Consider the following 22924-nt stretch of genomic DNA (forward strand, 5'->3'; position numbering starts at 1 on the left):
TCCTCAGGATGAACGCTTTCTGCTGACCGGCACGCTGCCGTTCAGCCCCTACTTACAGGAGAGTACGGTGCGCTGGATACCGTTATTAGTCTTTTTCGTTCTGGCCTGGATTGAGATTTCCCTCTTCATTCAGGTTGCACACGTCATGGGCGTGCTGCTTACCATGCTGCTAGTGGTCTTCACCTCGTGCATCGGCGTCTCGCTGGTCAAAAATCAGGGCATGAAAAACTTTATGCTGATGCAGGAGAAGCTGGCACGTAATGAAAGCCCGGCCAATGAGATGATCAAAAGCGTGTCGCTGATCATCGCCGGTTTCCTGCTGCTGCTGCCTGGTTTCTTTACCGACCTGCTGGGCCTGCTGCTGCTGCTGCCACCGGTGCAGAAGCATCTGACGCTGAAGCTGATGCCTCATCTGCGCGTCTGGCGGGGACCGGGAGCCGGTCCAGACAGCGGCTACACCATGGATGGCGAGTTCGAGCGTAAAGACAGCGATCGCCTTGAGCATCATGACGATCACAAGGATCGTTAACCGCAACTGTCACCTCTGAAAGCGCAACCCTCGGGTTGCGTGAGATTGTTGAAAAACCTGACCCGGCCAGCTGTGAGACCGGAGCCGCACAGGGAACAGGGTCAGATCGGAAAGTCGCAAAATCGTCATCCATGACTGCTCGGCCCGCGCCATCCATGACTTCTCGGCCCGCGCCATCCATGACTGCTCGGCCCTCGCCATCCGTGGCGCGGGACGCTTTCCTCTTCTGACCCTGTTTCCTGCGCCCTGAGCTTAACCGTTGCTGCCAGGGTCATCCTGTTCTGAGTTTGTCAGCACGCTGGCGCAACCTTCGGGTTGCGTTTTTTATCTGCCCTATCATCTGTTCAAAAAGCCATCACTTATCACTCACAGGTAAAAAATTTGTTGTCCGCCCCCTTGAAAGTGGGTGGCAGCGGCCCTATCTCTCTGGTCACGAGGCCGGAAGCCATGCAGCCCGGTGTTCAACCCCAAAACTGAATGATTGGACTTCTCAAAGGAGAGCTATCAAATGAAAATTCGTCCATTGCACGATCGCGTTATCGTCAAGCGTAAAGAAGTTGAAGCTAAATCAGCTGGCGGCATCGTGCTGACCGGTTCCGCAGCCGGTAAATCCACCCGTGGTGAAGTACTGGCTGTCGGCAATGGCCGCATCCTTGAGAGTGGCGACGTTAAGCCGCTGGACGTGAAGGTTGGCGACATCGTGATCTTCAGCGAAGGTTACGGCGCGAAAACCGAGAAAATCGACAACGAAGAGGTGCTTATCATCTCTGAGAGCGACATTCTGGCCGTTGTTGAAGCGTAATTTTTACGCGTAATTCACTGAACGAAACGAATTTAAGGGATATTTAAAGATGGCAGCTAAAGACGTAAAATTCGGTAATGACGCACGCGTAAAAATGCTGCGTGGCGTGAACGTACTGGCAGATGCAGTAAAAGTTACCCTGGGTCCTAAAGGCCGTAACGTAGTCCTGGATAAATCTTTTGGTGCACCGACCATCACTAAAGATGGTGTTTCTGTTGCACGTGAAATCGAGCTGGAAGACAAGTTTGAGAACATGGGCGCGCAGATGGTGAAAGAAGTTGCCTCTAAAGCGAACGACGCTGCGGGCGACGGTACCACCACTGCAACCGTACTGGCACAGTCTATCATCACCGAAGGCCTGAAAGCGGTCGCAGCGGGTATGAACCCGATGGACCTGAAGCGCGGTATTGACCAGGCTGTTATCGCTGCGGTTGAGAAACTGAAAGCGCTGTCTGTTCCTTGCTCTGACTCTAAAGCGATTGCGCAGGTAGGTACTATCTCTGCTAACTCCGATGAAACCGTGGGCCAGTTGATTGCTCAGGCGATGGAGAAAGTGGGTAAAGAAGGCGTGATCACCGTTGAAGAAGGCACCGGCCTGCAGGATGAGCTGGATGTGGTTGAAGGTATGCAGTTTGATCGCGGCTACCTGTCACCTTACTTCATCAACAAGCCAGAAACCGGTGCGATTGAACTGGAATCTCCGTTCATCCTGCTGGCTGACAAGAAAATCTCTAACATCCGTGAAATGCTGCCAGTGCTGGAAGCCGTTGCGAAAGCCGGCAAACCACTGCTGATCATCGCGGAAGATGTTGAAGGCGAAGCGCTGGCAACACTGGTGGTTAACACCATGCGCGGCATCGTGAAAGTGGCTGCGGTTAAAGCACCAGGCTTCGGCGACCGTCGTAAAGCTATGCTGCAGGATATCGCTATCCTGACCGGTGGTACCGTAATCTCTGAAGAGATCGGTATGGAACTGGAGAAAGCGGCTCTGGAAGATCTGGGCCAGGCAAAACGCGTTGTGATCAACAAAGACACCACCACCATCATCGACGGTGTGGGTGAAGAAGCGACAATTCAGGGCCGTGTAACCCAGATTCGTCAGCAGATCGAAGAAGCAACGTCTGACTACGACAAAGAAAAACTGCAGGAACGCGTAGCGAAACTGGCAGGCGGCGTAGCCGTTCTGAAAGTAGGCGCAGCAACTGAAGTTGAAATGAAAGAGAAGAAAGCCCGCGTTGAAGATGCGCTGCACGCAACCCGTGCTGCTGTAGAAGAAGGTGTGGTTGCTGGTGGTGGTGTGGCGCTGGTTCGCGTGGCAGCACAGCTGGTTGATCTGCGTGGTCAGAACGAAGATCAGAACGTCGGTATCAAAGTTGCGCTGCGCGCGATGGAATCTCCACTGCGTCAGATCGTTTCTAACGCCGGTGAAGAGCCATCTGTTGTCGCTAACAACGTGAAAGCGGGCGACGGTAACTACGGTTACAACGCGCAGACTGAAGAGTACGGCAACATGATCGACTTCGGTATCCTGGACCCAACCAAAGTGACCCGTTCTGCTCTGCAGTACGCGGCCTCTGTTGCGGGTCTGATGATCACGACCGAATGTATGGTCACTGACCTGCCAAAAGGCGACGCACCTGATTTAGGCGGCGGCGCTGGCGGTATGGGTGGCATGGGCGGTATGGGCGGCATGATGTAATTGCCGTTGACTGCTTAAGTCATCAAAGAACCCCCGATCGGAAACGGTCGGGGGTTTTTCTTTTTCAGCGTCTGAATGCTGGCAGCAGCAGGAAAAACCCATTAACTTTTTTTATGTTCTGCATCATGGTTTAGTCAGGGCGGGATGCTCTAACGTGGATCCCGGCGCAAAATAGCGCGCTCTGAAAGGGATAAACAACAGATTAAGGAAAATTAAAATGCAAGATAAATGGGAATTTTATAAGGACGAAGCACACAAGTGGCGCTGGAGAAGAACGGCGCCCAACGGCAATATTACCGGCGCCGCCAGTCAGGGCTACGTTAACAAAGCCGATTGCATCGAAAATGCACGACGTAATGGCTACACCGGTTAAGGGCATCACGCTCTGACATCACCCCCGATCGGAAACGGTCGGGGGTTTTTCTTTTGGGTGGGAAAATAGTATAAGTAAGGCGCAATCGTTCGTCTTTCCTCTTGATATGTCACGCTGTCTGCGGCTGCGCCGACTGATCGACTGGCTTCATTTTATTCACCAGCATCGGCACGCTTGCCAGCCTGCAAGCGGCGTGAAATATTGAGACGATATAACGGGATAAGGGCAATGAATGTGCAGAAAGAAAAATCCTTTTTCTGCTACGCTGCCACCCGACTCTGATGATAATAAATGGGGATTACAATGCGGATTAACCTCTTGCTCGGACTGACGGCTGGCGCGTTATTGCTGGCGGGCTGCAGCAGCTCTACGCAACTCTCTTCAGCAGGACAGCGCGTGACGTTCACCGATCAGCAGCCTGGCAATACCTGTCAGCTTCTGGGCAATATTACCGGCTCTCAGAGCAACTGGCTGAGCGGTGCAGGCGGCGAAACCAGCGCACTGCGTGGCGCAGCAAACGACCTGCGCAATCGCGCAGCGGAGATGGGCGGTAACGTGATTTATGGAGCAACCAGTCCGACGCAGAACCTGTTGTCCGCGTTCGCGCCACTCGACAGCAAAATGACCGGCCAGGTCTACAAGTGCCCATAATGTGAATCAGGCAGTCTGCCAAATTGAACCGGCCAGCCTTTTGCTGGCCGTTTTTATTCCTGACGTAACTGTAAATCTAACGGTGTTTTACTTGGCTCTCCGCCAATTTCACGCGCCAGCTTTGGCACCAGATAGCCGGAGACCTGTGACAGTAATGCACGCACCAGCTGGCGGGCCTCGTCATCTGACACAAAGAAATGCGCCGCACCCTGTACCTTATCCAGCACGTGCAGATAGTAGGGCAGAATGCCGGCATCAAATAGCGCATTGCTCAGGGTGGCCAGCGTCTGCGCATTATCGTTGATGCCACGCAACAGGACGCTCTGATTCAGCAGGGTGACACCGGCACGCTTCAGGCTGCTCATCGCCTCACGCAGCTCATCATCAATCTCCTGCGCATGGTTGATGTGCGTCACCATCACCACCTGCAGATGCGTCTCGCTGAGCATCTGACAGAGCTGATCGGTAATGCGCGCCGGTATCACCACCGGTAAACGGCTGTGGATGCGCAGACGTTTCAGATGCGGGATCTGTTCCAGCGCGGCGATAAGCCAGGCGAGCTCATGATCTTTCGCCATCAGCGGATCGCCGCCGGAGAAAATGATCTCATCCAGCTCGGGATGATCGGCGATATAGTCCAGTGCAGCCTGCCAGCTACGCTTGTTGCCGGGATTATCCTGATAGGGGAAATGACGACGGAAGCAGTAGCGACAGTTGACGGCGCAGCCGCCTTTTACCAACAATAAAGCCCGGTTTCGGTATTTATGCAGCAATCCAGGTACAACGTTGCTTTGTTCATCGAGCGGATCGGTGCTATAACCTGGCGCATCAGTGAATTCCTGGCGGCGGGTCAGTACCTGAAGCAGCAGCGGGTCGTGCGCATCGCCTTTTTTCATCCGGCGGATGAACGCATGCGGTACACGTAAGGCGAAAAGACGCCGCGCATCCGCACCTTCAGCCAGCTCAGTGTGCTGATCAAGGGCTAAAATCCGCAGTAATTCATCAGGTTCGGTGACAACATCCGCAAGTTGCTGCAACCAATCTTCTCTGGAAGGTGTTTTTAGGGTTACAATGTGTGCCATTTTTTTGGCTTAGTACCAGTGTCAATTTTCGTAGAGGGCCTTCATGGCGACTTATTCTAGCAACGATTTCCGTCCCGGTCTTAAAATCATGTTCGAAGGCGAGCCGTATGCCATCGAATCCAGTGAGTTCGTTAAACCGGGTAAAGGTCAGGCATTCGCGCGCGTTAAAATGCGTCGCCTGCTGACGGGTTCTCGCGTTGAGAAAACTTTTAAATCTACCGACTCCGCCGAAGGCGCTGACGTAGTAGATACCAACCTGAACTACCTGTACAACGACGGTGAGTTCTACCACTTCATGCATCCGGAAAGCTTTGAGCAGTTCCAGGTTGAAGAGAAGACGGTAAGCGATGCAGCAAAATGGCTGCAGGATAACGCTGAATGTATCGTTACGCTGTGGAACGGTCGTCCGATCGCCGTTCAGCCGCCGAACTTTATCGAAGCTGAAGTTATCGAAACCGATCCAGGCCTGAAAGGTGATACCGCAGGGACTGGCGGCAAGCCAGCTAAACTCTCTACCGGTGCCGTGGTGAAAGTGCCACTGTTCGTGCAAGAGGGCGAAGTGGTGAAAGTTGACACCCGCTCTGGCGAATACGTGTCACGCGTGAAATAAGATTCGCAGGCGCATCTTCTGGTGCGCCTTTTTCTTGTCTGAGAGAAAAAAATGATCAAGCTGGCAAAATTAATCGCGTTCGCGTTGCTGGTCTCCTCTGCGTTAAGCGCCTGCAACACATTCCACGGTTTTGGCGAAGATGTCTCTCACTTAGGTGGTGCCATTTCGCGAGCAGCAAAATGACCTTAACTGATTGTCCTTTTTAAAGTCTCGCCAGCAGCAACTGCCGGAAATCCGGCTATGCTTAAAGCGCTGTACTTTACATCCATCAAAAAGGACATTGTTATGTTAAAGAAAAGTATTGCTGCAATCTTCTCTGTACTGGTGCTCTCTTCCCTGCTCACAGCTTGTAATACAACGCGTGGCGTAGGTGAAGATGTCGAAGCGGGCGGCCAGGCGATTCAGAACAGCACGAAGTAACCTGTTATTCCAACCGGTACGAAATGCTTTTCGTACCGGCTTGTCAGATTCTGCACTATTTCTGTTTTACCCAGATTAACTCTTCAACCGGGAAACCATCCCGACGCGCCTGATCAACCAGTTTCTCTTTTACGCCCGGTTCCAGTTGTGGTGTGCGTGACAGTATCCAGAGATAGTGGCGATTCGGTCCACATACCAGCGCATAGCGGTAGTCCGGATCGAGAGCAATCACGTTATAGCCGCCATAGAAGGGGCCGAAGAAAGAGACTTTCAGAGAAGCCCGCGTGGGTTCACCGGTGAAGTAGGCTTTGCCGACGCTCTCCTGCCAGCGCTGCTTTTTGACGTTATAGCCACGGTTGATTACCTTCAGGCCGCCATCTTCTCGCGGGCTGTAGTTTGCCGTTACCTGTTCAAGTCCGCGCTCAAAAGGGTGGTTAAGGCGGGCAATCTCATACCACTGGCCGAGATAGCGCTGGCTGTCAAAGTTATCTACGACCGTGACGTTCTTTGGCGGCGTAGTGCTGCAGGCGACAGAGAGAAAAGCACTCAGGCTGGCAACAACTGTTTTCCATGGAGACATAGTGGGATTCCTTTGTGATTTAACCGCTTAAGTATAGAAGCCGAAACGCTGTTTTTGGCAGTACGGGCACGAGATTGTTTGCCGCAGGCATTGCAGGTAGACTTCCCCCCCTAATTTGTATCAGGAGTCATCACCATGAGCGAAACGGCAAGCTGGCAACCAAGCGCATCCATCGCCAATTTGTTAAAACGCGCCGCTATTTTAGCAGAAGTGCGTCGTTTCTTTGCCGATCGCGGCGTGCTGGAAGTGGATACGCCGGCGATGAGCCAGGCCACCATTACCGATATCCATCTGGTGCCATTCCAGACGCGTTTTGTCGGGCCTGGCGCTGCGCAGGGGCGCGATCTCTGGCTGATGACCAGCCCGGAATATCATATGAAACGCCTGCTGGCGGCGGGCAGTGGCCCGATCTACCAGATGGCGCGCAGCTTCCGCAATGAAGAGGCGGGACGTCACCACAACCCGGAATTTACCATGCTGGAGTGGTACCGGCCGCATTACGATATGTACCGTCTGATGAACGAAGTTGACGATCTGATGCAGCAGGTGCTGGAGTGTGACAGCGCTGAGTCGCTCTCCTATCAGCAGGCGTTTATCCGCCATCTTGAGCTGGATCCGCTGTCAGCGGATAAAGCGCAGTTGCGTGAAGCGGCAGAGAAGTTGGGTGAAGGCGAGCTGGCGCGTGCAGAAGAGGATCGCGATACCTTACTGATGCTGCTGTTTATGCTGGGGGTGGAACCGAAGATTGGTCAGGATAAACCCTGCTTCGTTTATCATTTCCCGGCCAGCCAGGCAGCCCTGGCGGAGATCAGCACCGAAGATCACCGCGTGGCCGAACGCTTTGAGGTCTATTACAAAGGCATTGAGCTGGCGAACGGTTTCCGTGAACTGACCGACAGCCGTGAGCAGCGTCAGCGTTTTGAGCAGGATAACCGTCGCCGTGCGGCGCGCGGCCTGCCTGTGCATCCTATTGATACATATCTGCTGGATGCGCTGGCGCATGGCATGCCAGCCTGTTCCGGGGTCGCACTGGGTATTGATCGCCTGATCATGCTGGCGTTGAAAGCGGAGTCATTGAGCGATGTCATCGCCTTTCCGGTGGATCGCTGCTAATCGGTTAATCACAAACGATGGCGGATTAGAGGGGAAGGGTTGGCCCGGATGAAGAGCAAAGCGTCCGAGCCAGGATGGCGAGGCCGACCGCCATGGATGGCGGCCTTCTTTGCGATCAGCCGGGCCATCCCTGACCTGGCACAGGTTTCAGCTAACTGCTGCTGTCAGGAAACTCCTGAATGGTGACCGGCAGCGTCAGTTTCTGATCGTTTCGCAGTACCTGCACATCAATCACTGAACCCGGGCGAATTTCTGCTACCTGATCCATGGTCTCCTGTGCGGAGATGGCCGGCTTGCCATTAACGCTGAGCAGCACATCGTTGGCCTGAATCCCGGCTTTATCCGCTGGCCCATCTGGCGTGACCACGCTGACAATAATGCCCTGAACCCGATCCAGATTGCTGCCCTGTCCATGCAGCGGCGGCAGCTCACGCCCGGTAATGCCGATATAGCCGCGTATCACCCGACCATCACGAATCAGCTTATCCATGATCTTCGAGGCTAAAACGGTTGGAATGGCGAAACCAATCCCTTCCGGGGTTTCACCATCACTACTTTTATCAAAGGTCAGGGTGTTAATGCCCATCAGCTCGCCTAGCGAGTTAATCAGCGCGCCGCCGGAGTTACCCTGATTGATTGACGCATCGGTCTGCAGGAAGTTCTGTCGGCCTGATGAGCTTAAGCCAACCCGGCCCGTGGCGCTGATAATGCCCTGCGTGACCGTCTGACCAAGGTTATAGGGGTTGCCGATAGCCATCACCACATCCCCGATATGCGCCTGGCGATTTGGATTGATGGGGATAACGGGCAGGCCGGAGGCCGTAATTTTCAGTACCGCCAGATCGGTCATGCCATCGGAACCCACCAGCGTCGCTTCAAAGAAGCGGCCATCCTGCAGCGCCACGATAATTTGATCGGCATTATTGATCACATGCTTATTGGTAAGGATGTAGCCTTTTGCATTCATGATCACCCCTGAACCCAGGGTCGTGATGCCACGATTGTTGTTGCCGTGGGCGCTACGATTGTAAACGTTCACAACGGCAGGCACGGCGCGTCGCACCCCTTGATTGAAGCTAAAGGGCGTTTCGTCTGTAATATTTTCGTGGTTATAGAGGGCGTCGCTGCCCATACGTAGTGCAGGCAGTGCTGCGAGCAAAATACCCGCCACAATCAGGCCCAGCACCACGGCACGCAAAAGTTTAAGAAACATGGTGTTAAATTACGCCAGGGGAGATCGCAGGGGAGAATAGCATGAGAGCGGCGGACACACACGTGCTTGTGTCCGCCGTAATGCGAGGTTTATCTCAACAACAGATAGATACTTTCATCGCCGCGCACCACATTCAGTGCCAGTACCGGCGGTTTCCCTTCCAGTATTTTACGCATTTCAGCAATGGTCTGAACCCGGTTACGGTTAACGCCGATAATCACATCATCTTTCTGCAGACCAACCTGTTCAGCCGGTGTGCCTTTTTCGATGGTATCGACCTTCACGCCTTTATCACCGGTTTTAGTCTGTCCATCACTGAGGGTTGCGCCCTGAAGCGCGGGTGACATCAGCTGTGCGCTGGCGGTGCTCTGTGCGCTCTGCTCCAGCGTAACGGTAACCGTTAATGGCTTACCTTCACGCAGCAGGCCAAGTTTAACCTGTTCACCTGGCGGCGTGGTTCCCACTTTGACGCGCAACTCAGCGAAGCTGGTAATCGGCTTGTCGTTGATCGACGTAATGATATCGCCTGACTTCACGCCCGCTTTCTGCGCGGCAGATTGCGGTAAGACTTCAGAGACAAAGGCGCCGCGCTGCGCATCGACATTGAATGCTTTAGCCATATCGGCTGTCATTTCAGTGCCTTTGATGCCGAGCTGACCGCGCTTCACTTCACCAAATTTAATCAGCTGCTGCGCGAGGTTCATCGCCATATCACTCGGGATAGCAAAGCCGATACCGATGTTACCGCCGCTGGAGGCGAGAATCGCGGTGTTGATACCGATCAGTTCACCATTAAGGTTGACCAGCGCACCGCCTGAGTTGCCACGGTTGATCGCGGCATCGGTCTGAATAAAGTTTTCCAGCCCTTCCAGGTTCAGGCCGCTACGGCCCAGTGCGGAGATAATACCGGAGGTGGCCGTCTGTCCCAGCCCGAACGGGTTACCGATCGCCACCGCGAAATCACCCACTTTCAGCTGGTCAGAGTCCGCGACTTTCACCTGCGTGAGGTTTTTTGCGCCCTGAATCTGAATCAGCGCGATATCGGTCTGCTCATCATGACCAATGAGTTTGGCTTCATATTCACTGCCGTCGCCAAGCTGTACGTTGATTTTATCCGCACCGTTGACTACGTGATTGTTGGTGAGCACGTAGCCTTTCGCGGCATCGATGATCACGCCAGAACCTAAACCTTCAAACGGCTGTGGCTGACTATTTCCGCCAGGCATCTGACCAAAAAAACGCTTCAGCGGTTCAGGAATATCCTGAGCCTGTGCACCCGAATCAGTGCCTTCCACATGCACACTGACCACGGCAGGTAGCACTTTCTCCAGCATCGGTGCCAGACTCGGCAGCGGCTGGCCCGCAATTTGTGCTGGCAGCGTTGCCATCGCGTCTGGCGCGGCGGCAAGGCTCATCCCAATACTCAGGGCTAATGCGCTAAACAGGCGTGCTTGTTTTTTCATTGCTACAACGCTCTCGCTGCAAAAGGTGGGAGGAATTAATAAGTGTGACAGTCATTTGCGGTCAGGGTTCGCAAAAACAGCGGGCGCAGACAGGCTGCGCCCCAAAAAGATTAGTCGCGGGCAGGGCGCTCGCCACGCAGTAAACCGGATGCGCCTTCAGAATAGTCGCGCGGCATCTGCACCGGCACCTGATCGTTGTCCGCTTCGGCTTCAGTCAGCTGATAGGCAAACGGATTTTTCTGGCCAGGCAGATTCGGCAGCAGGTCATTTGAGCCTTTTGCCATGTGCTGATAGAGCTGACGATAATCACGCGCCATGTTGTCCAGCAGCTCCGCGCTCTGCGCGAAGTGATTGGTCAGCTCTTCGCGATAATCCGCCAGCTCCGCTTTCGATTTTTCCAGCTCGTACTGCATGCTGCGCTGCTCACGCAGCTTTTTGTTGCCAAAACGCATGGCGACTGCGCCGACAATAATACCAACCACTAAACCAATTAGCCCGTATTCCCAGGTCATAATGACTCCCGTGTTATTTCCATTGTTCCGTAGGGCATTGCACCATTTCAATAATAGTCACTATACCCGTTAATCTTATGGATGTGGAACTCTGGAGCAGCATGGCTTAGTGTAGAACGGCCTTTTTTTCAGCAACCGTGGTATGAATCAGACACCATTCAGGGACTTTGAAACAACAATGCAAACCTCAACTCCGCTTGCACGCTATGAACAGGCGCTGTCGCAGGGCGAATTCAGGCCCGATGACGTACAACGTGAAGCGATTACCCGTTTAGACGCGCTGCAGCAGGCGCTGGTTGCCCGGCAACAATCCGCCGCGCCTGCCACATCCGGCCTGCTGGGTCGCCTGTCAAAATTGATCGGTAAAGAGAAAAACGAGACGCCACAACCGGTACGTGGACTCTATATGTGGGGCGGTGTCGGTCGCGGTAAGACCTGGGTCATGGATCTCTTTTTTCAGTCTATTCCTGGCGATCGCAAACTGCGTCTGCACTTCCACCGCTTTATGCTGCGGGTGCATGAAGAGCTGACGCAGCTTCAGGGGCAGAGCGATCCGTTACTGATTATTGCGGACAAATTCAAAGCAGAAACGGATATCCTCTGTTTTGATGAATTTTTTGTCTCCGATATCACCGATGCGATGCTGCTGGGCACGCTGATGGAAGCGCTGTTTGAACGCGGCATTGCGCTGGTGGCCACCTCGAACATTCCGCCTGATGATCTCTATCGTAATGGTCTGCAGCGCGCGCGCTTCCTGCCTGCCATCGAGCAGATCAAACGTCATTGTGATGTGATGAATGTGGATGCCGGTATCGACTATCGGTTACGCACGCTGACCTCCGCGCACCTGTGGAACTCTCCGCTGAACAAAGAGACGCACGCTGAAATGGCGCGGATGTTTAAAGCACTGTCGGGCAGCCAGCCTGAAGATGCGCCGGTTCTGGAAATTAATCACCGCCAGATGCCGACGCTGGGCGTCAGCGAGGGCGTGCTGGCGATTAATTTCACCACTCTGTGTGGCGAAGGGCGCAGCCAGCATGACTATATTGCGCTGTCGCGCCGTTTTCACAGTGTGCTGCTGTATGACGTGCCGGTGATGATCTACAAAACCGAAGATCAGGCACGGCGTTTCCTCGCACTGGTCGATGAGTTCTATGAACGGCATGTGAAGCTGGTGGTCGCGGCAGAAACGTCACTGACCGAGATTTATCAGGGCACGCGGCTGAAGTTTGAATACCAGCGCTGTTTATCCCGACTTCAGGAGATGCAGAGCGAAGAGTATCTGCGTTTACCGCACCTGCCGTGAGAATAATCGGGATAAATACCGAAATAGGGTTCGATTTTTGTAACCGACTTCTCTATAATCTTGCGACCCCACGTTACAGCAAAGGATTTTTTTCCCAAATCCTCTGTGTTCCAGTAACTCTATCCGAAGGGGTGGCTTGCTGGTCAAAATGGTCGTGTGAGCCTCATTCGTTTACTTAAGCGTTTGGGATTTCACCAACGTGTAACTTAATTTGGGTAAGCTTTTCGATGAAAACTTTTACAGCTAAACCAGAAACCGTCCAACGTGACTGGTTTGTAGTTGACGCAACGGGCAAAACTTTGGGTCGCCTGGCGACTGAACTGGCGCGCCGTCTGCGTGGTAAGCATAAAGCGGAATACACTCCGCACGTTGATACGGGTGATTACATCATCGTTCTGAACGCAGAAAAAGTTGCTGTAACCGGCAACAAGCGTACTGACAAGATCTACTATCACCACACTGGCCACATCGGTGGTATCAAACAGGCGACCTTTGAAGAGATGATTGCTCGCCGTCCTGAGCGTGTGATTGAGATCGCGGTTAAAGGCATGCTGCCGAAGGGCCCGCTGGGTCGTGCTATGTACCGTAAACTGAAAGTTTACGCAGGCAACGAGCACACCCATGCGGCACAGCAACCGCAAGTTCTTGACATTTAATCGGGATTAAAGGCAATGGCTGAAACTCAAAACTACGGCACTGGTCGCCGCAAAAGCTCTACCGCTCGCGTATTCATTAAGCCGGGTAGCGGTAACATCGTAATTAACCAACGTTCTCTGGAACAGTACTTCGGTCGCGAAACTGCCCGCATGGTAGTTCGTCAGCCGCTTGAGCTGCTGGACCTGGTTGGTAAATTCGATCTCTATGTCACTGTTAAAGGTGGCGGTATTTCTGGTCAGGCTGGTGCGATCCGTCACGGTATCACCCGCGCTCTGATGGAATACGACGAATCACTGCGTGGCGAGCTGCGTAAAGCTGGCTTCGTAACGCGTGATGCGCGTCAGGTTGAACGTAAGAAAGTCGGCCTGCGTAAAGCACGTCGTCGTCCTCAGTTCTCCAAGCGTTAATTGTTTGCAGCTCCGGCTGCGGCAATTGGCTCAAAAAACCCGCTTCGGCGGGTTTTTTATTTTCTGCCTTCCCATAAACTGTCCGCGAAAACCGTAACGCCGCGCTCAATTTACCTGCAAAGATTCATTCCACGCCCACAAGCAGCCTAAAATCTGGTAAACTCTGTGTCACTTTGCGCCCGCAGGCCGGTGCGTTATGCGCCTCCCCACTGTCGGGGCGTCAGTATCTGTGACGCAGCTAACCAGGTTGCGTGCGAGTTCGATAAGCAAGTGAGTCGCCGTGTGGTTGGCTATTCGCAGTATCTTTTTGTGAACAAACTTGGAGGTTTTCATGGCTGTCGCTGCCAACAAACGTTCGGTAATGACGCTGTTTTCTGGTCCTACTGACATTTTCAGCCATCAGGTACGTATCGTCCTGGCGGAGAAGGGTGTCAGCGTAGAGATCGAGCAGGTCGAAATGGATAACCTGCCGCAGGATCTGATTGACCTCAATCCGTATCGCACGGTACCGACGCTGGTAGATCGTGAGCTGACGCTGTATGAATCACGCATCATCATGGAATATTTAGATGAGCGCTTCCCGCATCCGCCACTGATGCCGGTTTATCCGGTTGCCCGTGGTGATAGCCGCCTGATGATGCACCGCATCGAGCAGGACTGGTATAGCCTGATGAGGAAAGTAGAGAATAGCAGCGGTCAGGAAGCGGAAGCGGCACGCAAGCAACTGCGTGAAGAGCTGCTGGCTATCGCGCCACTGTTTGGCCGTACGCCTTATTTCATGAGCGAAGAGTTCAGCCTGGTTGATTGCTATCTGGCTCCGCTGTTATGGCGTCTGCCGTCAATGGGTATCGATTTGATCGGCTCAGGTTCAAAAGAGCTGAAAGGTTACATGAATCGCGTATTTGAGCGTGACTCTTTCCTCGCTTCATTAACTGAAGCTGAACGTGAAATGCGGCTGCAAGCCCGGGCTTAACGTATGGAAATGTCGCAACTTACTGCACGTCGTCCCTATCTGCTGCGCGCCTTTTATGACTGGTTGCTCGACAACCAGCTGACGCCGCATCTGGTGGTCGACATAAATCTGCCGGGTGTGCAGGTGCCGCTGGAGTATGCGCGCGATGGTCAGATAGTCCTGAACATTGCGCCACGTGCTGTCGGTAACCTCGATCTGGCAAACGATCAGGTGTCGTTCAACGCCCGCTTTGGTGGCGTTCCTCGCCAGGTTAACGTGCCGATGGCGGCGATTCTGGCAATCTATGCGCGTGAAAATGGCGCCGGGACGATGTTTGAACCGGAACCGGCTTACGAGCTGGGCACGCATGAGGCGTCAGAGGGTCAGGAAGAGACTATGATGTCGGTGATTGATGGTGATCGTCCTGACGATGCCAGCGATGACGAGACACCGCCTGATGACGATCCACCGCCACGTGGTGGACGACCTTCACTGCGCGTAGTGAAATAGCAGTGACATAACAGCGAATACCCGTCCATCCGACGGGTATTTTTTTGCCTGTCAGCCATAAAAAAATCCGGCTGCCTGCGCAAGCCGGATTTTTTCAGCAGACCATCGCGATCAATAGACGTCGCGCAGGTAGCGCTTCTCTTTCTTCAGCTGATCGACATAGTCAGCAGCGCGCTCGGTGGAGAGACCACCAAACTGGCGAACCACTTCATACAGCGCGTTATCCACATCCTTCGCCATACGCGATGCATCGCCACAGACATAGAAGTAAGCCCCTTCCTGCAGCCAGGCATACAACTCAGCGCCCTGTTCAAGCATCCGGCTCTGCACGTAGATTTTCTTCTCCTGATCGCGTGAGAAGGCCAGATCCAGACGCGTCAGCAAGCCATTATCGCGCCAGGCAAGTAATTCATCCTGATAGATAAAGTCATGTTCCTGATGCTGATCGCCGAAGAACAGCCAGTTTTTGCCCTGCGCGCCGGTTGCCTGGCGCTCCTGCAGGAAAGCACGGAATGGGGCGATACCGGTACCTGGTCCCACCATGATCAGCGGTGCGCTGTTGTTGGCAGGCACGCGGAACGATTTATTGGGTGAGATAAAGATGGCGGGCTTCTCACCGCGACGCACACGCTCGGCCAGGTAGGTTGAGCAGACGCCACCGCGATTACGGCCGCCACTGTGATAACGCACCGAGGCAACGGTCAGATGCACCTGGTCAGGATGGGCTTTAGAGCTGGATGAAATTGAGTAAGCGCGATGCTGCAGCGGACGCAGCAGCGCGACAAACTCGGGTACCGCCAGCGTGCGCGTCAGCTCAAGCTGCAGCAGGTCAAGGGCATCTTTGCCCCACAGCCACACGCCCAGCGCATCCTTATCATCATGCTGTAACACATGACGCAGCTCCTGGTTGGTGGTGTTCTGCCCGACCCATTCGATTAACTTGCGTGACGGCTCTGAGATCTCAAACTGATAGGTCAGCAGGTCGCCAAGGCTGCGATCAAAGCCGGGCACCGGCGTCTCGTAGTCCGCGTTAAGCTGGGTCAGCAGCAGGCTGACCAGCGACGGCTCGTTGACCGGAATTACGCCCAGCGCATCGCCCGCTTCATACTTCAGGCCGCTGTCAGACAGGTCGAACTCGAAATGACGAATATCTTTGGCTGACTGCTCGCCTGACAAACGCTTGTTAGTGATCAGCGCGGCGGCGTATGGATTGGATTTGTTGCTGCCTGGAATGACTGGCGCTTCAGGCGCGCTTTCCAGCACGGTGCCGCTGCTGCCCGCGCTGGCGGCAAACTGTGGCATTGAGCTGTTCAGCCACTCGCTGGAAGGCTCCTCAAAATCGATATCACAATCGATACGATCAACCACGCGTTTCGCGCCCAACTGCTCAAGACGCATATCAATGAATTTACCCGCCTGACAGAAGCCATCGTAGCCGGTATCGCCAATCGCCAGCACGGCGAAATGCATCTGCTCCAGACGCGGTGCGGTACTGGCAGAGATCGCGTCCCAGAACAGCTGCGCGTTGTCCGGCATTTCACCTTCGCCATAGGTCGAGGTGACGATCAGTACATGGCGCATGGTGGCAAATACGTCGAGATCGACATCGCCCAGCGCCTGAACCACCGGCACCAGACCTTTAGCGCGCGCAGATTTCGCTGCGGTCTGCGCCAGTGCTTCAGCATTGCCGGTCTGTGAGCCATAAAGAATGTGCAGTTGCGTCGTCGCGGCTGCGCTTGTGCCCGCGGCGGGTTGCTGCTTGTCTTCTAATACCAGCAAACGGGAGTGCAGACCCGCAAGAAAGCCAGCCAGCCAGTACTTCTGATCGCCATTAAAAGGTGCATCTTCTGGAATATAAGGAATTTTCATGGGTACTTTTACTCAATCCCGTTCTCGCCCGTCATCAGTGGCATTGTCCGGTGTGAAAGCGGTTCCGCTTTCCCGCGCCGCATCATGTGCGACAGGGGAGAGCGGTGCTGCATCTGTCCGGTACAACGATTAATCCGGGCAATGATCAATTAATAATATTCAGTTCAGCCTGATCAGTATCACTGTCAGGAGAGTTTACCCACCGCAGCGGCGATTTCCGGCAATGCCGCACGTGCAAACAGCTCTTCAAAGTCAGGCAGGTGGCCCAGCACTTCCCGGTTACAGGCATCCTGATACATGATCCAGCCATAGGTTGCCAGACTGTCCATGGAGCGGATGTTACGTTGCGTCAGCGCCGCTTTGTAATCTGACATGCGTTTGGTACCAATCAGACTCGCCAGTTCATCATCGCTGTAGCTCTCGATAGCGGAACGGGCATGACGCTGCAGCTTGCTTATCAGCGAAAAGTCTTCCGTCATCAACAGATTACGGACCGCTTTTTCAACTGCCGCATCTTCAACCGGGGTGCCTTTCGGTAATTTCCCCAGCGCCAGCTGCTGGGCAAAACTCAGCACGGTGTAGTTGTTCAGCAGGACAAACATCTCCAGCGTATCGGTCGCGCCATAAGCCGGTACGGCACCGTTGGCGATGGTTTTACCCTGACGCCATGCGGCTTTAAACTTCGCCACCTGATGGCCTGCCAGCGCCGTCGACAGCTCTTCGAGCAGATCTTTACGGCTCTTGGCTTTCAGAATCTCGCCGCCATCCTGATAGAGCAGCAGCGAGCGCGGCATCACGTAAACAAAGTGGTGACACTCTGTTTCCCAGTTCTCCAGCAGCCAGGCGGCACGTGGTGATTTGGTCGCCTCCAGATGCCAGTTCAGCATGGTCAGCACCGCCTGCTTGTGCACCTGGGCCATCTCATCCTGATCGGCAATCGAGCCGAACTGCACCGAATCACCGGCAGCATGGCTGGCCAGCGATCCATAGGGGTCGTACTGGTAGGCGAAGCCGCCGCTCATGCCGTTGCCAAATCCTTTACCGAAGGTGCCCAGGTTGAGGATGGCACCGTTGGTCATATATTCGCAGCAGAAGTCACCGACGCCTTCAACCACGGCGGTGGCACCGGAGTTACGCACCGCGAAACGGTCACCGGCCTGGCCCTGCACGAACAGACGTCCGCCTGTCGCGCCAAACAGCGCAAAGTTACCAATCAGCACGTTGCCATCGGCATCCTGCGCGCCGCCACCAGGCGACATCACGATCAGTTCGCCGCCACACTGTCCTTTGCCGACACCGTCGTTACAGGTGCCGTAATGGGTCAGCTGCATGCCATCGTTGCAGAAGGCACCAAACGACTGACCGGCAGAACCGGTGGTGGAAATTTTTACGCTCTCAGGGGCCAGATAACGACGACCGCGGTCGTCAGTCATTACGGCAGGCATCGCCTGCAGCTGCTCAGAACTCAGCTGATGGTTCAGCATCCGCTCAATATCGATGGCCAGCTGGCCGCCGACACTTTTGTTTCGGTTATTCAGCACGATGTTGTTGCCCAGAGTGACGTCAGGATTTCCCTGATCCACCAGCGACAGCTTCAGTTGCTCAATCCAGACATCATCCAGCTCAAAATCTTTTTCCAGATAAACCGGCTTGTCGATTTTCAGCTCAGGCACCACGGTAAGCATGGCGCGTAAGTCGAGCTTGCCCACTTCCAGCGGGTGATCCATCAGGTGCAACAGGTCAGAGCGACCGCGTGCCTCACGCAGGGAGCGCAGGCCCATACGCGCAAGGATTTCACGCACTTCATGCGCCACGTTGAGGAAATACTGCGCCAGCTGACGCGGATCGCCATCAAACGCTTCGGCATTCGTGGTTAAGCCAGCCGGGCACTTAACGTTACAGTTCTTCGCCATCACGCATTTCAGCATCATCAGCGCCGTCGTACCGAACTCAAAGCTGTCGCCGCCCAGCAGCGCAGATTTCACCACGTCGCTGCCGGTCTGCTGTGCGCCAGAGCAGCGCAGCAGCACTTTCTCACGCAGGCCGTTGGCGCACAGCGCCTGGTGGACTTCAGCGATGCCGATTTCAGCCACGCGTCCGGTATATTTCAGGCTGGTCACCGACGCAGCGCCGGTACCGCCGGTGTTACCCGCAACGTTAATCACGTCTGCACCGGCTTTGGCCACGCCGACCGCGATGGTGCCGATCCCTTCAGACGAGACCAGCTTGACGATAACGCGCACCCGCGCGGCTTTGCAGTCGTGGATCAGCTGCGCCAGATCTTCGATGGAATAGGTGTCGTGATGCGGCGGCGGTGAGACCAGCTCGACGCCAGGCGTACCGCCACGCGCGGCAGCAATCTCGACGGTAACTTTGGCCGCCGGTAACTGACCGCCTTCGCCAGGTTTCGCACCCTGACCAATTTTGATCTCCAGCTCTTCCAGCATCGGATCCGCCAGATAGGCAGCCCAGACGCCAAAACGGCCCGAAGCCAGCTGTTTGATGCGTGAGGCACGAATGGTGCCGTGACGGGAGTAATGCTCGCCGCCTTCACCGCAGTTACTCATGCCACCGACCATATTGGTGCCGTGCGCGACCGCTTCATGAGCGGGAGCCACCAGCGCACCGTGGCTCATCGCCCCGGAGGCAAAGGTACGGGTAATTTCACAGGCTGGCTGCACTTCGCTCAGTGGCAGTGAGGGCAGGGTGGTGAAGATACGTGACAGATAATCGGCCGCTTTACCGTAAGCGGTCACTTTCAGACCGCCAGTCACCACTTCGCTGCTTTCAATATCGTCGCCGAAGCGGGATTTCAGGGCGCGAGACAGGTTCTGCAGGCGTTCGCTCTCAGGCTTCAGTCCTTCAATCGCATCGGTCAGACGCAGCATAAAGTGATTCAGGCTGCCATCTACCGCTTCACACTCCATGCCACGAATGGCAAAGCCGTTGTTGGTCAGCGAGTAGCGTCCCAGCTTGCGGCGGAACTCCGCTTCGCTGTCGATGTGGGTCAGGTCAGCCGGGAATGTCAGGATGTCGCGCAGGGCCGCCGGGCGACGTTTACGCTCTTCATACATCAGGCTTGAGAACTGACGGTAATCAGCAGTAATCGCGAAATTATTAATCACCTCATCCGGGATGCGCTCAAAGCTGCTGTCTTTAAAGGTCTCTGGCTTGATGCCAAACGCATTATCCAGTTTAGCCAGCGTCATCAGGCGGATGAAGTTGTCCTCTTCGCGCGCTTTGTCGGCAAAGCGAATCGGTTCTTCGGTCATATCGATAAAGGTCCGCACGGCGATGGTGCCGTAGGAGTGACCTGCGCCTTCTGCACGCTCTTTGAACAGGCCCAGCAACGGAACTTCAGATTCGCCCTGAATCTTCAGTGCGCTCTGGTGCCAGTCAACGGCCATCTGCGCGATCGTCGCGAAGCCTGCGCCGCCCACCGGCGTTTTGATATTCGGGAAATACTTTTTCAGCACCGGATCATCGGTGTTGAGGAAGTTAGGCTCAAAGAACTCACCGCTGCTGTAGCTCTCAACGGTACAGAGGCCCACTTTGCCCATGGTTTTCATCAGTGCTTTTTCAGCCGCTTTGGCATAGCGCTTAAAGGCTTTGTTACCTTCTTCACCTTCACCAAATTTCTCCTCTGCGCGCATCTGTACGCCCAGCGGATAGATAGCTGACGCTCCAAAGCCAAGTGTGGCGGCAATGTGGTGCGACGAGATGCTCTGGCCGCTTTCAACCACCAGAGAAACATCCAGACGCAACCCTTCCTTTATCAGGCGCTGGTTGATGGCGGAAACCACCAGCAGCATCGGGATCGCGGCGTGCTTTGAAGAGATATGGCGATCGGTAAGTACGGCGATGCCACCCTGGGTACGGGCAAAATCAACCACCTGTTGCGCCAGGTCATCAATCGCTTTTTCCAAAGCATTCGCGTTCGCGGTGGTGCTCAGCAGATCTTTGCCGATCACCGGCTCATAGAGCATCTCAAAGCGGGCATAAGGTGCGATAGTCTGCTCGCGTAAACGCAGCATATCGAGGTGGCTGAGAATCGGGGTCGGCACCACAATCTGACGGCCTTTGCTGCGGCCCAGATGGGGTTTTGCCCCCAGCGCGACACGCAACGTCATGCCATCCACTTCGCGGATTGAGTCCAGCGGCGGGTTGGTGACCTGCGCAAAGCGCTGAGAGAAGTAGTGCGCCATACCGCCTTCATGATCGGATAAGCCGTTGATGGCGTTGCCGTAACCCATCGCGGAGATCTTCTCTGCGCCGGTATTCAGCATCGGATCCATCATGAACTTGAAGCTTTCCTGGTTGTAGTAGTAGGCAACAAAGCGCTGATACGTTTTCAGATCGCCACGATAACGCAGCGGTGAACCCTGTTGTTCTGCCGGGATCTCGGGCAGATCGTCAAGACCGACGCGCGCTTCACGCAGCAACGCCGAATAATCTTTCTCTGCGGCCAGTTTTTCCAGCGCCTGCAGCGTGGTATAGCTGCGTTTTTCACGGTGATCGAAATAGAGCATACCGCCCGCTTCGATACGCCCACGACGCAACACGCTTTCAGGTGGGAAGGCGATCTGGCCCGCTTCCGACATCGCACCGATATAGTCAGCGGTTTCTACTGAACGCAGTGGACGCAGACCCAGACGATCAAGACGGGCGCCAATTACTTCGCCATTACCAAAGATTAAGGCAGCAGGGCCGTCGTTCTTCTCTTCATACAGCGAGAAGTACTCCAGCATGTCACGCACTTCTGGCGACAGCGCGCTGTCGTTTTCCCAGGCGGGCGGCATCATCGACACCACGGCGGTGATCAGATCGAGGTCATCTTCCATCAGACGGCTGTGGATGCTCTGATCCAGGCGCGAACTGTCGGACTGGCCTTTAGGCCGCACGATGGTCTTGCCACGGGCCAGCGCCAGCGCGGACTCAGCGATGCGGTTTTTACGGTCAGTGTTCAGCTCGCCGTTGTGCGCCATCAGGCGGAACGGCTGCGCCATCGTGGTATGGGGATCGGTGTTAGTGGAGAAGCGGGTATGGAAAAACAGCCCGCGCACCTGATGATCCGGATCGGTCAGATCTTTGAAGTAAGGGATCACCTCATTGGAATTCAGACGGGCTTTGAATACCTGCGTGCGTGACGACAGCGACAGCGGATAGAGGCCGCCAAATTCGCTTTCGGTAAAGGCTCGGGCTTCAATGGTTAACAGGGCACGGTAGATGCGTTTTTCGAAGTCGTTCTGATCAACCACATCCTGTGGCGCAGTGAAAATCCACTGCAGAATCGGTAACTGGAACTGCGCGGCTGCCGGGCGCGTCACGCTGCTGTCGAGCGGCATGTCACGCTTCATAAGTACCGGCAGACCAAAGCTGCTGAGGGTTTCATCCACCAGACGTTCGGCATTCGCGCGCAGCTCAGCATCTTTCGGCACAAAGAAGTTACCGACACCAAAGCGTCCCGCTTCCAGCGGCTGGCCGGTAATTTTGCGGAAGAATTGCAGCGAAAGATCAACGTTGACCCCCGCGCCGTCGCCAACGCCTTCCGCTGACATGCCGCCGCGGTGAGGCACCGTACACAGGGCGCTGTGCGCCATCTGCAGAATCTCGTGGGTCTGCTCGCCGTCCTTACGCGTAATGAAACCTACACCACAGCTGTCACTGCCTGCTGTCGGATCATACAAGCCATAGGATTGAGGTTTTTTAGTGGACATTGAGGGTCTCCTTAAACTGCTTTGACATTACCTGCACTGTTTCAGGGTCTGAGCGCAACGGGGGCGCTATCATTTTCATCGCCATGCTCTGTCGAGCGCGCGTCATAGCCCTGAGCATTTCTCTCCAGACATCGGTAAAACGTCCTTAATTGAGCTGCTCTCTGATTTCCGGTCTCTTAAAGGAGATGACTTAAACCACGCGGGAGTCTTCTTGTTGCATAGATATGCCGAGACAATGGCCCGTCTGGAAAGCTTTCAGCGGATTTCCAACTTATCGGGAAAGCGTAATCAGGTCAAATAGGGCGGTCAGACGGGATTATCAGGCGTTTTAACTGCTTAAGTCTATGAATTAAATACTTTTTAAGGTTTAAAATGTATCACTCTGGTGCCTGGCGACAGGCCGATAAATGTGAACTGACTCACTGTAGTGCAGGCGTCAGATCTCTGCACCATGCTGGT

Annotated in this window: 21 protein-coding genes; 14 read left to right on the top strand and 7 right to left on the bottom strand. The window is 54.7% G+C overall.

The window, feature by feature from the left end:
- The first annotated feature begins 67 nt into the window (after positions 1–67).
- The 5 genes from HFD95_RS13150 to HFD95_RS13170 all read left to right on the top strand — a co-directional run bounded on the left by HFD95_RS13150 (position 68) and on the right by HFD95_RS13170 (position 4054).
- Positions 68–529, top strand: a complete 462-nt coding sequence (locus HFD95_RS13150; RefSeq protein WP_010251992.1) for an FxsA family protein — start codon at positions 68–70, stop codon at positions 527–529.
- A gap of 508 nt (positions 530–1037) precedes the next feature.
- Positions 1038–1331, top strand: coding sequence for a co-chaperone GroES (locus tag HFD95_RS13155; protein ID WP_022625257.1), 294 nt, complete (start codon positions 1038–1040; stop codon positions 1329–1331).
- Positions 1332–1380: 49 nt separating this feature from the next.
- Positions 1381–3030 carry a chaperonin GroEL gene (groL, locus tag HFD95_RS13160; protein ID WP_010251987.1) on the top strand — a complete coding sequence of 550 codons (1650 nt, stop codon included), beginning with the start codon at positions 1381–1383 and terminating at the stop codon, positions 3028–3030.
- Between the two features lie 217 nt (positions 3031–3247).
- Entirely contained in the window at positions 3248–3403 is a 156-nt protein-coding gene (locus HFD95_RS13165; protein WP_167430335.1) for a DUF1508 domain-containing protein, read from the top strand.
- A gap of 303 nt (positions 3404–3706) precedes the next feature.
- Positions 3707–4054, top strand: coding sequence for a DUF4156 domain-containing protein (locus HFD95_RS13170; RefSeq protein WP_010251983.1), 348 nt, complete (start codon positions 3707–3709; stop codon positions 4052–4054).
- A gap of 53 nt (positions 4055–4107) precedes the next feature.
- Here HFD95_RS13170 and epmB read toward each other — a convergent pair whose 3' ends face one another.
- Complete coding sequence (epmB, locus tag HFD95_RS13175) at positions 4108–5136, bottom strand: EF-P beta-lysylation protein EpmB (protein WP_033759609.1); 1029 nt, start codon at positions 5134–5136, stop codon at positions 4108–4110.
- Positions 5137–5179: 43 nt separating this feature from the next.
- Here epmB and efp point away from each other — a divergent pair, with 43 nt between their 5' ends.
- The 3 genes from efp to HFD95_RS13190 all read left to right on the top strand — a co-directional run bounded on the left by efp (position 5180) and on the right by HFD95_RS13190 (position 6166).
- Positions 5180–5746, top strand: a complete 567-nt coding sequence (gene efp, locus HFD95_RS13180; protein WP_010251979.1) for an elongation factor P — start codon at positions 5180–5182, stop codon at positions 5744–5746.
- A gap of 51 nt (positions 5747–5797) precedes the next feature.
- Positions 5798–5929: an entericidin A/B family lipoprotein gene (locus HFD95_RS13185; RefSeq protein WP_003848306.1), complete on the top strand. Its 132-nt coding sequence runs from the start codon at positions 5798–5800 to the stop codon at positions 5927–5929.
- Between the two features lie 102 nt (positions 5930–6031).
- On the top strand, positions 6032–6166 hold the full coding sequence (locus tag HFD95_RS13190; RefSeq protein ID WP_003848302.1) for an entericidin A/B family lipoprotein: 135 nt from the start codon (positions 6032–6034) through the stop codon (positions 6164–6166).
- Positions 6167–6221: 55 nt separating this feature from the next.
- Here HFD95_RS13190 and HFD95_RS13195 read toward each other — a convergent pair whose 3' ends face one another.
- Positions 6222–6746: a lipocalin family protein gene (locus tag HFD95_RS13195; protein ID WP_010672015.1), complete on the bottom strand. Its 525-nt coding sequence runs from the start codon at positions 6744–6746 to the stop codon at positions 6222–6224.
- A 135-nt stretch (positions 6747–6881) separates the two neighbouring features.
- On the opposite strand from HFD95_RS13195, the gene epmA reads away from it, so the two are divergent.
- A complete protein-coding gene (gene epmA, locus HFD95_RS13200) occupies positions 6882–7859 on the top strand; it encodes an elongation factor P--(R)-beta-lysine ligase (RefSeq protein ID WP_003848297.1) in 978 nt (325 codons plus the stop codon).
- A gap of 151 nt (positions 7860–8010) precedes the next feature.
- On the opposite strand, the gene degS is transcribed toward epmA, so the two are convergent.
- From degS to zapG, 3 genes are all read right to left on the bottom strand, one after another.
- A complete protein-coding gene (gene degS, locus HFD95_RS13205; protein ID WP_010251964.1) occupies positions 8011–9072 on the bottom strand; it encodes an outer membrane-stress sensor serine endopeptidase DegS in 1062 nt (353 codons plus the stop codon).
- Positions 9073–9161: 89 nt separating this feature from the next.
- Positions 9162–10535: a serine endoprotease DegQ gene (gene degQ / locus HFD95_RS13210; RefSeq protein WP_010251960.1), complete on the bottom strand. Its 1374-nt coding sequence runs from the start codon at positions 10533–10535 to the stop codon at positions 9162–9164.
- 110 nt (positions 10536–10645) lie between these two features.
- Positions 10646–11047 carry a Z-ring associated protein ZapG gene (gene zapG / locus HFD95_RS13215; RefSeq protein WP_003848291.1) on the bottom strand — a complete coding sequence of 134 codons (402 nt, stop codon included), beginning with the start codon at positions 11045–11047 and terminating at the stop codon, positions 10646–10648.
- 178 nt (positions 11048–11225) lie between these two features.
- On the opposite strand from zapG, the gene zapE reads away from it, so the two are divergent.
- From zapE to sspB, 5 genes are all read left to right on the top strand, one after another.
- Positions 11226–12353, top strand: a complete 1128-nt coding sequence (zapE, locus tag HFD95_RS13220) for a cell division protein ZapE (RefSeq protein ID WP_010672014.1) — start codon at positions 11226–11228, stop codon at positions 12351–12353.
- A 227-nt stretch (positions 12354–12580) separates the two neighbouring features.
- Positions 12581–13009 (top strand): 50S ribosomal protein L13, encoded by a 429-nt coding sequence (gene rplM, locus HFD95_RS13225; protein WP_008925400.1) that lies wholly within the window; start codon positions 12581–12583, stop codon positions 13007–13009.
- Between the two features lie 15 nt (positions 13010–13024).
- Positions 13025–13417 carry a 30S ribosomal protein S9 gene (gene rpsI / locus HFD95_RS13230; protein WP_008925401.1) on the top strand — a complete coding sequence of 131 codons (393 nt, stop codon included), beginning with the start codon at positions 13025–13027 and terminating at the stop codon, positions 13415–13417.
- A gap of 331 nt (positions 13418–13748) precedes the next feature.
- Positions 13749–14390 (top strand): stringent starvation protein SspA, encoded by a 642-nt coding sequence (gene sspA, locus HFD95_RS13235; RefSeq protein WP_009092481.1) that lies wholly within the window; start codon positions 13749–13751, stop codon positions 14388–14390.
- 3 nt (positions 14391–14393) lie between these two features.
- Positions 14394–14879: a ClpXP protease specificity-enhancing factor gene (gene sspB, locus HFD95_RS13240; protein WP_010251939.1), complete on the top strand. Its 486-nt coding sequence runs from the start codon at positions 14394–14396 to the stop codon at positions 14877–14879.
- Positions 14880–14990: 111 nt separating this feature from the next.
- Here sspB and HFD95_RS13245 read toward each other — a convergent pair whose 3' ends face one another.
- Both HFD95_RS13245 and HFD95_RS13250 read right to left on the bottom strand, forming a co-directional pair.
- Positions 14991–16748 carry a sulfite reductase subunit alpha gene (locus tag HFD95_RS13245; protein ID WP_167430336.1) on the bottom strand — a complete coding sequence of 586 codons (1758 nt, stop codon included), beginning with the start codon at positions 16746–16748 and terminating at the stop codon, positions 14991–14993.
- Positions 16749–16933: 185 nt separating this feature from the next.
- Complete coding sequence (locus HFD95_RS13250; RefSeq protein ID WP_010251932.1) at positions 16934–22465, bottom strand: glutamate synthase-related protein; 5532 nt, start codon at positions 22463–22465, stop codon at positions 16934–16936.
- Between the last annotated feature and the right edge of the window lie 459 nt (positions 22466–22924).

This window comes from Pantoea sp. EKM10T (genome assembly GCF_011800685.1).
In the GTDB taxonomy this organism is placed as follows: domain Bacteria; phylum Pseudomonadota; class Gammaproteobacteria; order Enterobacterales; family Enterobacteriaceae; genus Pantoea; species Pantoea agglomerans.

What these genes read in the sequence shown, in the direction of transcription:
- HFD95_RS13155 (WP_022625257.1), top strand. Translation starts at nt 1,038, where the DNA reads ATGAAAATTCGTCCATTGCACGATCGCGTTATCGTCAAGCGTAAAGAA.
- groL (WP_010251987.1), top strand. Translation starts at nt 1,381, where the DNA reads ATGGCAGCTAAAGACGTAAAATTCGGTAATGACGCACGCGTAAAAATG.
- HFD95_RS13165 (WP_167430335.1), top strand. Translation starts at nt 3,248, where the DNA reads ATGCAAGATAAATGGGAATTTTATAAGGACGAAGCACACAAGTGGCGC.
- HFD95_RS13170 (WP_010251983.1), top strand. Translation starts at nt 3,707, where the DNA reads ATGCGGATTAACCTCTTGCTCGGACTGACGGCTGGCGCGTTATTGCTG.
- epmB (WP_033759609.1), bottom strand. Translation starts at nt 5,136, where the DNA reads ATGGCACACATTGTAACCCTAAAAACACCTTCCAGAGAAGATTGGTTG.
- efp (WP_010251979.1), top strand. Translation starts at nt 5,180, where the DNA reads ATGGCGACTTATTCTAGCAACGATTTCCGTCCCGGTCTTAAAATCATG.
- HFD95_RS13185 (WP_003848306.1), top strand. Translation starts at nt 5,798, where the DNA reads ATGATCAAGCTGGCAAAATTAATCGCGTTCGCGTTGCTGGTCTCCTCT.
- HFD95_RS13190 (WP_003848302.1), top strand. Translation starts at nt 6,032, where the DNA reads ATGTTAAAGAAAAGTATTGCTGCAATCTTCTCTGTACTGGTGCTCTCT.
- HFD95_RS13195 (WP_010672015.1), bottom strand. Translation starts at nt 6,746, where the DNA reads ATGTCTCCATGGAAAACAGTTGTTGCCAGCCTGAGTGCTTTTCTCTCT.
- epmA (WP_003848297.1), top strand. Translation starts at nt 6,882, where the DNA reads ATGAGCGAAACGGCAAGCTGGCAACCAAGCGCATCCATCGCCAATTTG.
- degS (WP_010251964.1), bottom strand. Translation starts at nt 9,072, where the DNA reads ATGTTTCTTAAACTTTTGCGTGCCGTGGTGCTGGGCCTGATTGTGGCG.
- degQ (WP_010251960.1), bottom strand. Translation starts at nt 10,535, where the DNA reads ATGAAAAAACAAGCACGCCTGTTTAGCGCATTAGCCCTGAGTATTGGG.
- zapG (WP_003848291.1), bottom strand. Translation starts at nt 11,047, where the DNA reads ATGACCTGGGAATACGGGCTAATTGGTTTAGTGGTTGGTATTATTGTC.
- zapE (WP_010672014.1), top strand. Translation starts at nt 11,226, where the DNA reads ATGCAAACCTCAACTCCGCTTGCACGCTATGAACAGGCGCTGTCGCAG.
- rplM (WP_008925400.1), top strand. Translation starts at nt 12,581, where the DNA reads ATGAAAACTTTTACAGCTAAACCAGAAACCGTCCAACGTGACTGGTTT.
- rpsI (WP_008925401.1), top strand. Translation starts at nt 13,025, where the DNA reads ATGGCTGAAACTCAAAACTACGGCACTGGTCGCCGCAAAAGCTCTACC.
- sspA (WP_009092481.1), top strand. Translation starts at nt 13,749, where the DNA reads ATGGCTGTCGCTGCCAACAAACGTTCGGTAATGACGCTGTTTTCTGGT.
- sspB (WP_010251939.1), top strand. Translation starts at nt 14,394, where the DNA reads ATGGAAATGTCGCAACTTACTGCACGTCGTCCCTATCTGCTGCGCGCC.
- HFD95_RS13245 (WP_167430336.1), bottom strand. Translation starts at nt 16,748, where the DNA reads ATGAAAATTCCTTATATTCCAGAAGATGCACCTTTTAATGGCGATCAG.
- HFD95_RS13250 (WP_010251932.1), bottom strand. Translation starts at nt 22,465, where the DNA reads ATGTCCACTAAAAAACCTCAATCCTATGGCTTGTATGATCCGACAGCA.